The organism is Aquabacterium sp. OR-4, from assembly GCF_025290835.2.
Lineage (GTDB): Bacteria > Pseudomonadota > Gammaproteobacteria > Burkholderiales > Burkholderiaceae_C > Pseudaquabacterium.
This window is the reverse complement of the sequence record NZ_JAOCQD020000002.1, coordinates 1,553,307-1,565,659: the sequence shown is the minus strand read 5'-3', so window position 1 is coordinate 1,565,659 and position 12,353 is coordinate 1,553,307. Positions and strand designations below refer to the sequence as shown.

The following is a 12,353-nucleotide window of genomic DNA, read 5'->3' as shown; positions in this document are numbered from 1 at the left end:
AGCGGCACCGATGCCGAGCTGCCACGCCGCGTGAGCGGTACCGATGCCGAGCTGGCGCCGGCCCTGATCGCCTGGCAGCGCGTGCACGGTCGCCATGCGCTGCCGTGGCAGCGCAGCCGCGATCCGTACCACGTGTGGTTGTCCGAGGTGATGCTGCAGCAGACCCAGGTGAGCACCGTGCTGGGTTACTACGAGCGCTTTCTCGCGCGTTTTGCTGACGTGGCGGCGCTGGCCGCGGCGCACGAGGACGAGGTGCTGGCGCTGTGGAGCGGCCTGGGCTATTACAGCCGCGCGCGCAATCTGCACCGCTGTGCCCAGGCCGTGGTGGCACGGCACGGCGGGCAGTTTCCGCGCAGCGCGCCCAGCCTGGCCGAGTTGCCGGGCATCGGCCGCTCAACCGCCGCGGCCATTGCCGCCTTCTGTTTTGGCGAGCGGGTGGCCATCCTGGACGGCAACGTCAAGCGCGTGCTCACCCGGGTGCTGGGCATCGCCGACGATCTGGCGCAGGCGCGGCACGAGCGCGCGCTGTGGGCGGTGGCGCAGTCGCTGCTGCCGCACGGCGTCGAGGCCGGTGACTCGGGTGCCGGCGCCGCACCTGGCGCGATCCAGGCCTACACCCAGGGCCTGATGGACCTGGGCGCCACGCTGTGCACACCGCGCAAGCCGGCCTGCGATGCCTGCCCCTGGGCCGGGCCCTGCGTGGCCCGCGCCGAGGGCCGGCCCGAGGCCTACCCGGTGAAGACGCGCAAGCTCAAGCGCGGCACACGCAGCCATGCGCTGCTGTGGCTGCTGCGCGGGGATGCGGCGGCGCGCCAGGTGTGGCTGGTGCAGAAACCGGCGCAGGGCGTGTGGGCCGGGCTGTGGACCCTGCCCGAGTACGAGGACGAGGCCGCGCTCGACGCGGCCACCGCCGACTGGCCCGGCGAGGGCCGCTGGCTGCCGCCCTTCAAGCATGTGCTGACCCATCTGGACTGGACGCTGCAGCCCTGCGTCTGGCAATTGCCCGTCAGCTGGCCGGACAGCCCGGCCGACAGCCTGCCCAGCGTCGAGGCCATGCTGCCCGCCGGCCGCTGGTGGGCGGTGGACGATGCGCTCGCCGCCGGCCTGCCGGCACCGATCCGCAAGCTGCTGCAGGCCGGCCCGCCGCTCTGAGCCGTGCCATGCCGTGCCGGCCGGGCAGGCCGCCGGCGGGGCGGCGAAATCCGGGCCGCCTGTGCAGGTGGCTCAGATCACCTTCTTGCTGCGCAGAAACTCGTCCACCAGCTGCAGCCGCGCCAGCGGGTCGGGCAGCGCCATCAGCTGCTGGCGTGCGGCCAGCGGCAGCGGCAGCAGTTCGCACCAGCGGTTGGCCACCCAGCCGGCCTGGTCAAGCTGGTAGGGCGCCGCAAAGGGCTTCTGGCCCTGCGCGGCCAGGGTGGCAATGGCCTGGCCCAGCGCTAGCGCGCTGGGCACCAGGGCGTCGGGCACCGGCAGCACCGGGTCGTCGGACAGCGGCGTGGCCTGGGCCTGCCACAGGCCATCGGCCTGCTGCTCGGGCGTGGCCAGCTGCACGCGGCGCGTGCCCTGGCACTGCACCCGCAGGATGCCGGACTGCTCGGCGTCCAGCTCGTCCAGCCGGGCCAGTACGCCCAGGGATTCGAAGCGCGGTGGCGCCTCGCCCGCACGCTGCACCTCGCTGCCCTGGTGGATGCACACCACGGCAAACGGTGCGCCGCTGCGCAGGCAGCGGCTCATCAGGTCGAGGTAGCGCGCCTCGAACACCTTGAGCCCCAGGCGCCCACCCGGAAACAGCACCATCTGCAGCGGAAACAGCGGCAGCCCGGACATGGCCACACCCACCGGTGGCCAGGCCGCGTCGGCGCCGGCCGGGCTCACCCGACGGCGTCCAGCTCACGGTGGCGCACCAGCGTGGCGCCATGGTCGGCAAAGCGCCGGCCCAGCTGCTCAACCATGTAGACCGAGCGGTGCTGGCCTCCGGTGCAGCCGATGGCCACGGTGACATAACCGCGCTGGTCGGTGGCCAGCGCCGGCAGCCAGCGGCGCACGAAGGCCTCGATCTGGGCCATCAGCTCGGCGGCTTCGGGCTGCTGCTCGAGAAAGGCGATCACCGGCGCGTCGCGCCCGTTCTGCGGCCGCAGATCGCGCACGTAGTAGGGGTTGGGCAGCATGCGCACGTCGAACACGTAGTCGGCATCCAGCGGCACGCCGTACTTGAACGCGAAGCTCTCGAACACCAGGGTCAGGCGGTCGGTGGGCGTGGCCAGCAGCTGGCGCATGTGGGCGCGCAGGCCGGCCGGGCGCAGCTGGCTGGTGTCGATCACGGTGGACACCTCGCGCAGCTCGGCCAGCAGCAGGCGCTCGAGCTCGATGGCCTCGATCAGCGCATGCTGGCCGTTGCCGTTGATCTCGGGGTGGCTCAAGGGGTGGGGGCGGCGGGTCTCGGAGAAGCGCCGCACCAGGGTGTCGGTGGCGGCATCCAGAAACAGCGGACGGATGGTGACGCCCTCGGCGCGCAGCTCGGCGATCAGCGGCACCAGGCCGTTGAGCGAGCGGCCGGCGCGCACATCCACCGCCACCGCCACGCGCCGCGTGTAGCGCGGGTTGTCCAGGCCCATGTAGGCGCGCAGCAGCTCGGGCGGGAGGTTGTCGACGCAGAAGAAGCCGGCGTCTTCCAGCGCATGCAGCGCCACCGACTTGCCCGATCCGGAGATGCCGCTGATCAACACCAGCTCGCGGCTGACAAGGGGTGGCGCCAAGGTGGCGGGCGGTACTGCTGGGGTGCTCATGCTTTGCTGCTGCTGCGGCGTGGGGCAGGCTTGTCGGAAGGGGCGGATGGCTTGGCGGGTGGCTTGGCAGTTGGCTTGGCCGGCGCCGCAGCGGGCGCCGTGGCGGGCTGCTGCAGCATGGCCTGAGCATGGGCCAGGCTGGTGCCGGCCATGCGCTCGCCGCCCAGCATGCGCGCCACTTCGGCCACGCGCGCCTCGCCGGCCACCGCGGCCACGCTGCTGGCGGTGCGGCCATCGGCCTGGCGCGCCTTGGCCACCACGTAGTGCTGGTCGGCACAGGCGGCCACCTGCGCCAGGTGGGTGACGGCCAGCACCTGCACACGCTGGCCCAGCTGCTTCATCAGGGCGCCCACGGTGTCGCCCACCGCGCCGCCGATGCCGGCGTCGATCTCGTCGAAGATCAGCGTGCCGGGCCCGGCTTGTTGCTGGCCGGCGGCGGCCCTGGCCTGTACGGTGGTCACGGCGATGGCCAGTGCCAGGCGCGAGAGCTCGCCGCCCGAGGCCACCTTGGCCAGCGGCCGCGGCGTGCTGCCGGCATGGCCGGCCACCAGAAACTCGACGCCCTCCAGCCCTTGCGACTGCGCGGCCGGCAGGGCGGTGAAGCCCACCTCGAAGCGGCCACCGGCCATGCCCAGGCTCTGCATCGCGCGGCTCACCGCGTCGGCCAGCGGCGGCGCGGCGGCGCGGCGCCGCTGGCCCACGCGCCGGGCCTCGGCCTGGTAAGCGGCATCGGCACTGGCGTAGGCGGCTTCCAGTGCCGCGGTGTCGGTGGCGGCATCCAGCGCCTTGAGCTCGCTGCGCCAGCTGCCAAGCAGGGCGGGCAGGGCATCGGGCGGGCGGCGCCAGCGGCGGGCCAGGCCCATCCAGGCCGACATGCGCGCATCCAGCTCGCCCAGGCGATCGGGGTCGAGTTCGGCGCGGCCCAGGTAGGCGTTGAGCTCGTGGGCCGCGTCGCGCAACTGGGCCAGGGCGCTGTGCAGGGTGTCGATCACGGGCTGCAGGCGGGCATCGTGATCGGCCACGTCGGCCAGTGCATCGAGGGCGCGGCTGGCCAGGGTCTCGGCGCTGGCCTCGTCGTTGTCGGCAATGGCTTCCAGTGCGCCGCGGGCGGCGTCGATCAGCGCCTGGGCATGGGCCAGGCGCTGGTGCTCGGCCGTGAGCTCGGCCCATTCGCCGTCTGCCGGCGCCAGCTTGTCGAGCTCAGCCAGCTGCCAGGCCAGGCGCTCGCGCTCGCGGGCGATCTCGTCTTGCTGTTCGCGGGCGCGGGCCAAAGCCTCGGCGCTGGCCTTGCGGCTGGCAAACAGCGCGGCCAGCGGCGCGGTGTCGATGCCGGCCTGGGTGTCGAGCAGCTCGCGGGCGGCCGCCGCGCGGGTGAGGCTTTGCCAGGCATGCTGGCCGTGGATGTCGAGCAGGTGCTCGGCCACTTCGCGCAGCTGGGCCACGGTGGCCGGGCTGCCGTTGATCCACGCGCGGCTCTTGCCCTGGGCATCGACCGTGCGGCGCAGCAGCAGCGTGGGCTCGTCGGCGTTGGAGTCGAAGCCGGCCTGCTCGAGCCAGGCCAGCAGCGTGGCCGGGCGGTCGAACTCGGCCGTGATGTCGGCCCGCGCCGCGCCCTCGCGCACCACGCCCGACTCGGCGCGGCTGCCCAGCGCCAGCTGCAGCGCATCGACCAGGATCGACTTGCCGGCCCCGGTCTCGCCGGTGAGCACCGAGAAGCCGGCATGGAAGTCGAGCTCCAGCGCCGGCACGATGACGAAGTCGCGCAAGGCAAGGCGGCGCAGCACTCAGGGTCTCCTGGCCGGCACGCCGCAGCGCAAGCCGGCGGTCGCCACGGAAGTGGTCGTCTGGCCGGGCCGCAGGCGGCAACCTTTTGCCGGGCAGGCGGTGCCTGGCCCTTGGGGGGCGAGGCTCATACCACGCCTTCGTACCAGCGCAGCTTGCGGCGCAGCGTGGCGTAGTAGCTCCAGCCGCGCGGGTGCAGAAAGCGCACCTTGTGTGCCGAGCGGCGCACGCGCACCTGGTCACCGTGCAGCAGGCTGGCCAGGCCTTGCATGTCGAAGTTGGCCGAGGCGTCGCGCCCGGCCACCACGGTGATGCGCACCTCTTCGGCGTCGGGCAGCACGATGGGGCGGTTGGACAGCGTGTGCGAGGCGATCGGCACCACCACCCAGCCGGCGATGCGCGGATGCAGGATGGGCCCGCCAGCCGACAGCGCATAGGCCGTGGAGCCGGTGGGCGACGAGACGATCAGGCCATCGGCGCGGATGTTGGCCACGAACTCGTCGCCGATGTCCACGCGCAGCTCGACCATGCTGGCGGTGGCGCCGCGGCCCACCACCACGTCGTTCATCGACAGGCCCTCGAAGAAGCGCTCGCCGTCGCGCCACACCTCGCCCTCGAGCATGGCGCGCGGGTCTTCCTCGTAATCGCCGGCAATCATCGGCGCCAGGGCCTCGCGCCAGTGGCCCAGCGGCACATCGGTGATGAAGCCCAGCCGGCCCTGGTTGATGCCCACCAGCGGCACCTTGTGGCGGGCCAGTTCGCGGGCGATGCCCAGCATGGTGCCGTCGCCGCCTACCACCACCGCCAGATCGCAGCGCGCACCGATCTGCGCCGGGGTGAGCGCGTCGAACTCGGTCATGCCGGTGCTGAGGGCCGTCTCGCGCTCGAGCGAGACCTCGAGCCCTTCGCGCAACAGGAACTGCGCCACCTCGGCCAGCAACGGCCGGATGCCTTCAGCCTGGTATTTGCCTACCAGCGCGGCATGATGGAAGCGGCGCGACATCGTGCCGCGGATTACACCACAGCACCCCTGTGCAAGACCCCCTGCCGCCGGGTGGCGCGGCAGCCGGTCTTGCAGTGAAAATGGGCCATGGACGAGCGTGCCCACACCCTGCTGAAGATCCTGGTCGAGCGCTACATCGCCGATGGCCAGCCGGTGGGCAGCCGCACGCTCTCGCGCGCCTCGGGGCTGGAGCTGTCGCCGGCCACCATCCGCAACGTGATGGCCGATCTGGAAGAGCTGGGCCTGATCGCCAGCCCGCACACCAGCGCCGGGCGCATCCCCACGGCGCGCGGCTACCGCGTGTTTGTCGACACCATGCTCACGGCGCGGCCGGTCAACCCGGGCAATATGCCGGCCGACGTGGCCAGCGTGCGCGACCAGCTGCAGCCCGACCAGCCGCAGCGCGTGATTGCCCAGGCCGCGCAGATGCTGTCGAGCCTGTCGCACTTTGTCGGCGTGGTCACCGCGCCCAAGCGGGCCGGCGTGTTTCGCCACATCGAGTTTCTGCGCCTGGGCGAGAAGCGGGTGCTGGTGATCCTGGTCACGCCCGAGGGCGATGTGCAGAACCGGGTGATCTTCACCGCGCGCGACTACCCCGAGGGCGAGCTGGTGGAGGCCACCAACTTCCTCAACACCCACTACGCCGGCCTGGCGGTCGACGAGATGCGCATGCGCCTGCGCAGCGAGGTGGACGAACTGCGCGCCGACATCGCCACGCTGATGCAGGCCGCCGTGCAAGTGGGCAGTGACGCCATGGCCGACGGCGCCGACCAGGTGGTGATCTCGGGCGAGCGCAACCTGCTGGGCGTGCAGGATTTCGGCCACGACATGGGCTCGCTGCGCAAGATGTTCGACCTGTTCGAGCAGAAGACCGAGCTGCTGCGCCTGCTTGAGAACAGCAGCCGCGCCGAGGGCGTGCAGATCTACATCGGCGGCGAGAGCGGCGTGGTGCCGTATGAGCAGCTGAGCGTGGTGTCGGCGCCCTACGAGGTGGACGGCCGCATCGTCGGCACGCTGGGCGTGGTAGGCCCCACCCGCATGGCCTACGAGCGCATGGTGCAGATCGTGGACATCACCGCGCGCCTGGTCGGCAATGCGCTGAGCCAGCGGTAGTGGGGCACCCGGTTGCGCGGGTACGCGGAACCAACCGCCGGGCGGGTAGGCCGGTCAGTTGGACGGTCAGCTTGTGGCGGCCCGGCGCTTGACCGGCGCGCTCCGACTCACTTGAGTGGAATCGGCGTCGCGCGATCCACCGCCACGGCGGTGACCGCGTTCTGCGGCGAGCCGTCGATCAGCCGGTCCGAGTAGGTGAGGTAGACCAGGGCATTGCGCCGGGCGTCCACGATGCGCACCACGCGCAGTCGCTTGAACACCAGGCTGATGCGCTCGCTGAACAGCTCGTCCTGCCGGGGCAAGGGCTTCGGAAACTGGATCGGCCCCACCTGCCGGCAGGCGATCGACGCCTCGGCCTTGTCTTCGGCCAGGCCCAGCGCACCGCGCACGCCACCGGTCTTGGCCCGCGAGACAAAGCAGGTGATGCCCGGCACGGCCGGATCGTCATAGGCCTCGACCACGATCTTGTGGTCGGGGCCGATCAGCTTGAAGGCGGTGTCCACCTCGCCCAGCTGCTCGGCCATGGCGGCAGGGCCACAGGCCAGCAGCAGGGTCGCGGCAAGGGTCAGGCAAGGGCGGCGGATCGGCATGTGCAGGCTCCAGGGCGGGGTTGCCGGCATTGTGATGCGGCGCGGCTGCAGCGGCCTGGCAGGCCGGGCCATGCCCGCTGCCAGGCAGCACGCCGGCCGCCGCCTAGAATCGCGCCTCGTCGCTGGGGGCCGTTAGCTCAGTCGGTTAGAGCAGAGGACTCATAATCCTTTGGTCGTTGGTTCAAGTCCAACACGGCCTACCAACCAGCGCCCCGCTGCACCGGGCGCGACAGCCGCCGTCACACCGCCCCCAAGGCCTCGTCCATCAGCCCGGCAATCAGCCGCTGGCGCTGGCGGGTCATGCGGTCCATCGATGCCGCCACGCTGATGCCGGCCAGCGGCTGGCCGTTGGCATCGCGCAGGGCGCGGCCCACGCCCAGCACGCCTTTCACGGCGTGGTTGCCCACCACCGACCAGCCGCGCTCGCGGGTGCTGCGCACCAGGATGCGCAGGCGCTCCACCGTCATGCCGCCGTAGCGGGCCAGTGCGTCGCCATGCGAGGCGATGGCCGCGCGGGCCTCGGCCTCGGGCAGGGCGGCCAGCAGGGCCAGGCCGGCGGCGCCCACGCCCAGTGGCTGGCGGCTGCCCACCTGCACGGCCAGGATCTGCACCGGGTAGCTGCCGATGTGCCGCGCCACGCACCAGGCGCTGTGGCCCTCGCGCACCACCGCAAAGGCGGCATCGCCGCAGCCGGCGCTCACCTGGGCCAGCACCGGGGCCAGGCGCTGCGCCATCTCGGAGGCGATGTCGCTCAACTGGCGTGCACCGCGCAGCTGGGCGGCCGGGGCGGCCACGTAGTGCCAGCGGCCGTGGCGCTGCACGTGGCCGCAGTCGGTCAGCGTGGCCAGCAGGCGGTGCACGGTGGCGCGCTCCAGCGCCAGCGCGCGGCACAGGTCCACCACGCGGGCACCGGCCTCGCCGCTGCGCTGCACGGCGTCCAGCAGCTGCAGGCCGCGGCGCAGGGCGCGGCCTTCGGCCTCACGGCTGGGCCTTGCGTTGGCGTGCGCGGGGCTGGCCGGCCCGGCGGCATTGGCCCGGGCCGGCGCAGGGGGCTCCTCGGTGCTAACCCTTGTTTCGTCCGCCTGGCGGACGTTTCTGGGCGATTGGGGGCGTGGCATCGCCAAGAATTTTCGCCGAGATGAGCCCTTGTCGAACCTGCCTCCGGAGACACCCCATGCGCACTGAATCAGCCCCCCCGTTCCGGCCGACGCGACGCCGCGCGCTGGCTGCCTTGCTGGCCACCTTGTCCTGCGGCCTGGCGCACGCGCCGGCCCTGGCGCAGGCCCAGCCCTGGCCGGCCAAGCCGCTGCGCCTGGTGGTGGGCTATGCCGCCGGCGGCGCCACCGATGTGATCGCCCGCCTGGTGAGCCAGAAGCTGGGCGAGGCGCTGGGCCAGACCGTGGTGGTGGAGAACCGCGCCGGTGCCAACAGCAACATCGGCGCCGAGGCCGTGGCCCGTGCGCCGGCCGATGGCCACACGCTGTATGTGTTCACCATCGCCAACACCATCAACGCCTCGCTGTACGACAAGCTGGGCTACGACCCGCAGAAGGATTTCGAGCCGGTGGGCCTGATTGCCAAGGTGCCCAACATCCTGGTGGTGAACCCGGCGCTGCCGATCAAGAGCGTGGCCGACTATGTGAAGTTCGCCAAGGACAAGCCGCAGGGCATCAGCTTTGCGTCATCGGGCAGCGGCTCGTCCATCCACTTGTCGGGCGAGCTGTTCAAGTCGGTGGCCAGGCTCAACATGCTGCATGTGCCCTACCGCGGCAGCGCGCCGGCCGTCACCGATCTGATCGGTGGCCAGGTGCAGTCGATGTTCGACAACGCGCCCTCGGCGCTGCCGCATGTGCAGGGTGGGCGCCTGCGTGCGGTGGCGGTGACCGGCCCGCAGCGCCTGCCGCTGCTGCCCGACGTGCCCACGCTGGCCGAATCGGGCTACGCGGGGTTTGAGGTGCAGAGCTGGTTCGGCCTGGCGGCGCCGGCCGGCACGCCACGCGCCGTGGTGGAGCGGCTGAACAGCGAGCTGAACAAGCTGGTGGCCCTGCCCGAGGTGAGCAAGCGCCTGGCCGAGATGGGCGCCACGCCGGCCACCGGCACGCCCGAGCAGATGCGCAGCTTTGCCGGGGCCGAGCAGCGCCGCTGGCAGGCGGTGGTGAAACAGTCCGGCGCGCGGGCAGACTGACACCCAGGAGGCTTTGACACCATGTTCCCGATCGACTTCTTCTGGCGCGCCGCGGCGCGTTGGCCCGAACGCATCGCCATCGATGCGCCCGAAGGCCTGCTGCGCTATGGCGAGCTGGCGGCCCGGGTGGCCGCGCTGGCCGCGGCCCTGCGCGCGCTGGATGCCCAGGCCGGCAGCCGTGTGGCCATCTGCGCCGGCAACAGCGGCGAGCACCTGCTGGCGCTGCTGGCCGTGCTGGCCAGCGGCAAGGTGTGGGTGCCGCTCAACCCCAAGAGCACGGCCAGCGAGGTGCTGCGCATCGTGCAGGCCACCGAGCCCAGCATCGTGGTGGCCGACCCGGCCTGCGCGCCGCTGATCGCCGGTGCCACTGGCCAGGTGCTGTGGACCAGCACCGGCCCGGCTGACGACCCGGACGCCCGCACGCTGGCGCAGCAGGTGGCGGCCCATGCCGGCGCCGCGCCGCTGGACCTGGCCACGCTGGGCCTGAGCGATCGCGACACCCAGGCCATCAAGTTCACCGGTGGCACCACTGGCCTGCCCAAGGGCGTGATGCAGCCCTACCGCGCCTGGCTGGCCAACATCAGCAACCAGATCCAGGGCTGGGGCCTGACGGCCGACGACCGCTATGTGCTGGCCGCGCCCATCACCCACGGCACCAGCACCTATGTCTTGCCGGTGCTGGCCCAGGGCGGCTGCCATGTGGTGCTGGCCGAGGCCGGGGCCGAGGCGGTGCGCGCCGCCTTCCGCGACCGCGCCGGCACCTGCTGCTTCATGCCGCCCACGCTGATCTACATGCTGATGGCCTTGCCGGGCGCCGCCGCCACGCGGGCCACCGACTACCCCGCGCTGCGCCGGCTGATCTACGGCGGCGCCCCGATGCCCACCGAGAAGATCCGCCACGTGCGCGGGTTTTTCGGCCCGGTGCTGGGCACCACCTATGGCCAGACCGAGGCGCCGCAGATCATCACCGTGATGCGCCCCGACGACTTCGACGACGAGGCCAATTGGGCCAGCGTGGGCCAGTGCAGCTGGTTCACCGATGTGGCCATCATGGCGCCCGATGGCCGCCTGCTGCCCAGCGGCGAGGTGGGCGAGGTGGTGGTGCGCGGCGACCTGGTGATGAGCGGCTACTGGCGCCTGCCCGACAAGACCGCCGAGACCCTGGTGAATGGCTGGCTGCACACCGGCGACCGCGGCCTGATCGACGCGCGCGGCTACCTGTACCTGAAAGACCGGCTGAAGGAGCTGGTGATCACCGGCGGCTTCAATGTCTACCCCATCGACGTGGAGAACGCGCTGGGCCAGCACCCGGCGGTGCACGAGTGCGCGGTGTTCGGCGTGCCCGACGACAAGTGGGGCGAAGCCGTGACCGCCGCGGTGCAGCTGCGCGAGGGCCAGGCCGCCACCGAGGCCGAGCTGATCGCCTTCGTGCGCGAGCGCCTGGGACCGGTGCACACGCCCAAGCACATCCACTTCCACGCCAGCCTGCCGCGATCGCCGGTGGGCAAGGTGCTCAAGACCGAACTGCGCCGCCTGGCGCTGCCTGAAGGACACACGCCATGAGCGCCCCGCGCCCGAATGCCAGCCCCATCCCCGAGACCCGGCTGTGCAGCCACACGCTGACCAGCCTGCACTACCGCGACAAGAACCTGGTGGAGGATCTGCTGGGCCAGCGCAGCTTCACCGAGGTGATGCTGATGCAGATCCTGGGCCGCGAGCCGCGCGGCGTGGACATGCGCCTGGTGGATGCCGTGCTGATCACGCTGATGGAGCATGGCCTGACGCCCAGCGCCATCGCCACGCGCCTGGTCTACATGAGCGCGCCCGAGAACCTGCAGGGCGCGGTGGCCGCGGGCCTGATGGCGGTGGGGTCGTCCTTCGTGGGCACGATGGAGAACTGCGCCCGCCTGCTCGATCAGCTGCAGGCTGCGGCCGACCCGCAGGCCGAGGCCCTGGCCATCGCGCGCCGGCACAAGGCCGAGCGCAGCGCCGTGCCCGGCTTTGGCCACCACCTGCACAAGCCGGTGGACCCGCGCGCCTACAAGCTGCTGGACCTGGCGCGCGCCGAGCCCGAGCTGCCCGGGCGCCACCTGCAGGCGCTGGCCACGCTGTCGGCCGCGGTGGACGCCGTGGCCGGCCGGCCGATCACGCTCAACGCCACCGGTGCGGTGGCCGCGCTGCTGGGCGAGATCGGCGTGCCCACCGGCGTGATGCGCGGCTTTGCGGTGATCTCGCGCGCCGCCGGCCTGGTGGCGCACATCGTCGAGGAGCAGCAAAGCCCCTCGGGCCGCTTCATCTGGAGCACGGTGGAGCAGGCCATGCCCACCGTGGTGGACGGCCCGTCCCCCTGACCCACCGGCCCGGCCCGCGCTGCGGGCCTACAGCCCCAGCTCGCTCAGGCCCGGGTGCTCATCCGGCCGGCGGCCCAGCGGCCAGAAGAACAGGCGCGCGTCGGCCTGGATCGGCAGGTCGTTGATGCTGGCAAAGCGCCGGCGCATCAGGCCCTCGTCGGTGAACTCCCAGTTCTCGTTGCCGTAGCTGCGATACCACTGGCCTGAATCGTCGCGCCATTCGTAGGCAAAGCGCACGGCCAGGCGGTGGCCGTCGCAGGCCCACAGCTCCTTGATCAGCCGGTACTCCAGCTCGCGCGCCCACTTGCGCTGCAGAAAGGCCTGCACCGCGTCGCGCCCCTGCGGAAACTCGGCCCGGTTGCGCCATTGCGTGTCGTCGGTGTAGACGCCGACCACACGCTCGGGGTCGCGGCTGTTCCAGGCGTCTTCGGCCAGGCGCACCTTCTGCGCCGCGCTGTCGGGGTTGAACGGGGGCAGGGGGGCGCATTCAGGCTCCTGTGCGTATGGGGTCTCGAGGGCAGCCAGCGCGCCGGCCGGTGCCTG

Annotated in this window: 12 protein-coding genes and 1 tRNA gene; 6 read left to right on the top strand and 7 right to left on the bottom strand. The window is 72.1% G+C overall.

The genetic code is table 11. The features are described from left to right. Window positions 1-18: 18 nt before the first annotated feature. Complete coding sequence (gene mutY / locus N4G63_RS19115; protein ID WP_443112088.1) at window positions 19-1,152, top strand: A/G-specific adenine glycosylase; 1,134 nt, start codon at window positions 19-21, stop codon at window positions 1,150-1,152. Window positions 1,153-1,224: 72 nt separating this feature from the next. On the opposite strand, the gene N4G63_RS19110 is transcribed toward mutY, so the two are convergent. From N4G63_RS19110 to N4G63_RS19095, 4 genes are all read right to left on the bottom strand, one after another. Then, a complete protein-coding gene (locus tag N4G63_RS19110) occupies window positions 1,225-1,827 on the bottom strand; it encodes an LON peptidase substrate-binding domain-containing protein (RefSeq protein WP_260787273.1) in 603 nt (200 codons plus the stop codon). A 44-nt stretch (window positions 1,828-1,871) separates the two neighbouring features. Then, window positions 1,872-2,786, bottom strand: coding sequence for an RNase adapter RapZ (gene rapZ, locus N4G63_RS19105; RefSeq protein ID WP_260787274.1), 915 nt, complete (start codon window positions 2,784-2,786; stop codon window positions 1,872-1,874). After that, on the bottom strand, window positions 2,783-4,570 hold the full coding sequence (recN, locus tag N4G63_RS19100) for a DNA repair protein RecN (RefSeq protein WP_260787275.1): 1,788 nt from the start codon (window positions 4,568-4,570) through the stop codon (window positions 2,783-2,785). The genes rapZ and recN overlap by 4 nt, the downstream gene beginning before the upstream one ends. A gap of 125 nt (window positions 4,571-4,695) precedes the next feature. Beyond that, the gene (locus tag N4G63_RS19095) at window positions 4,696-5,571 is read right to left on the bottom strand and encodes an NAD kinase (RefSeq protein ID WP_260787276.1); all 876 of its coding nucleotides are present in this window, start codon (window positions 5,569-5,571) and stop codon (window positions 4,696-4,698) included. Between the two features lie 87 nt (window positions 5,572-5,658). Here N4G63_RS19095 and hrcA point away from each other — a divergent pair, with 87 nt between their 5' ends. Continuing rightward, window positions 5,659-6,684, top strand: a complete 1,026-nt coding sequence (hrcA, locus tag N4G63_RS19090; protein WP_260787277.1) for a heat-inducible transcriptional repressor HrcA — start codon at window positions 5,659-5,661, stop codon at window positions 6,682-6,684. A 107-nt stretch (window positions 6,685-6,791) separates the two neighbouring features. On the opposite strand, the gene N4G63_RS19085 is transcribed toward hrcA, so the two are convergent. Then, window positions 6,792-7,274 carry a CreA family protein gene (locus N4G63_RS19085; RefSeq protein WP_260787278.1) on the bottom strand — a complete coding sequence of 161 codons (483 nt, stop codon included), beginning with the start codon at window positions 7,272-7,274 and terminating at the stop codon, window positions 6,792-6,794. Window positions 7,275-7,400: 126 nt separating this feature from the next. Between N4G63_RS19085 and N4G63_RS19080 the strand changes: the two genes are divergently transcribed. Beyond that, window positions 7,401-7,477: transfer RNA gene (locus N4G63_RS19080), tRNA-Ile, on the top strand. Window positions 7,478-7,513: 36 nt separating this feature from the next. Here N4G63_RS19080 and N4G63_RS19075 read toward each other — a convergent pair. After that, window positions 7,514-8,392, bottom strand: a complete 879-nt coding sequence (locus N4G63_RS19075; protein ID WP_260787279.1) for an IclR family transcriptional regulator — start codon at window positions 8,390-8,392, stop codon at window positions 7,514-7,516. 56 nt (window positions 8,393-8,448) lie between these two features. Here N4G63_RS19075 and N4G63_RS19070 point away from each other — a divergent pair, with 56 nt between their 5' ends. Genes N4G63_RS19070 through N4G63_RS19060 form a run of 3 tightly spaced genes read left to right on the top strand, consistent with a single transcriptional unit; the run spans window position 8,449 to window position 11,810 of the window. Continuing rightward, window positions 8,449-9,459 carry a Bug family tripartite tricarboxylate transporter substrate binding protein gene (locus N4G63_RS19070; protein ID WP_314600067.1) on the top strand — a complete coding sequence of 337 codons (1,011 nt, stop codon included), beginning with the start codon at window positions 8,449-8,451 and terminating at the stop codon, window positions 9,457-9,459. Window positions 9,460-9,480: 21 nt separating this feature from the next. Next, window positions 9,481-11,022, top strand: coding sequence for a class I adenylate-forming enzyme family protein (locus tag N4G63_RS19065; protein WP_314600066.1), 1,542 nt, complete (start codon window positions 9,481-9,483; stop codon window positions 11,020-11,022). After that, window positions 11,019-11,810 (top strand): citryl-CoA lyase, encoded by a 792-nt coding sequence (locus N4G63_RS19060; protein WP_260787282.1) that lies wholly within the window; start codon window positions 11,019-11,021, stop codon window positions 11,808-11,810. The genes N4G63_RS19065 and N4G63_RS19060 overlap by 4 nt, the downstream gene beginning before the upstream one ends. Before the next feature lie 27 nt (window positions 11,811-11,837). On the opposite strand, the gene N4G63_RS19055 is transcribed toward N4G63_RS19060, so the two are convergent. Then, window positions 11,838-12,335 (bottom strand): nuclear transport factor 2 family protein, encoded by a 498-nt coding sequence (locus tag N4G63_RS19055; protein WP_260787674.1) that lies wholly within the window; start codon window positions 12,333-12,335, stop codon window positions 11,838-11,840. Window positions 12,336-12,353: the final 18 nt, after the last annotated feature.

Coding starts and splice junctions, on each gene's coding strand:
- N4G63_RS19075 (WP_260787279.1), bottom strand. CDS start 8,392: ATGCCACGCCCCCAATCGCCCAGAAACGTCCGCCAGGCGGACGAAACA.
- hrcA (WP_260787277.1), top strand. CDS start 5,659: ATGGACGAGCGTGCCCACACCCTGCTGAAGATCCTGGTCGAGCGCTAC.
- N4G63_RS19060 (WP_260787282.1), top strand. CDS start 11,019: ATGAGCGCCCCGCGCCCGAATGCCAGCCCCATCCCCGAGACCCGGCTG.
- N4G63_RS19110 (WP_260787273.1), bottom strand. CDS start 1,827: ATGTCCGGGCTGCCGCTGTTTCCGCTGCAGATGGTGCTGTTTCCGGGT.
- rapZ (WP_260787274.1), bottom strand. CDS start 2,786: ATGAGCACCCCAGCAGTACCGCCCGCCACCTTGGCGCCACCCCTTGTC.
- N4G63_RS19070 (WP_314600067.1), top strand. CDS start 8,449: ATGCGCACTGAATCAGCCCCCCCGTTCCGGCCGACGCGACGCCGCGCG.
- N4G63_RS19065 (WP_314600066.1), top strand. CDS start 9,481: ATGTTCCCGATCGACTTCTTCTGGCGCGCCGCGGCGCGTTGGCCCGAA.
- N4G63_RS19095 (WP_260787276.1), bottom strand. CDS start 5,571: ATGTCGCGCCGCTTCCATCATGCCGCGCTGGTAGGCAAATACCAGGCT.
- N4G63_RS19085 (WP_260787278.1), bottom strand. CDS start 7,274: ATGCCGATCCGCCGCCCTTGCCTGACCCTTGCCGCGACCCTGCTGCTG.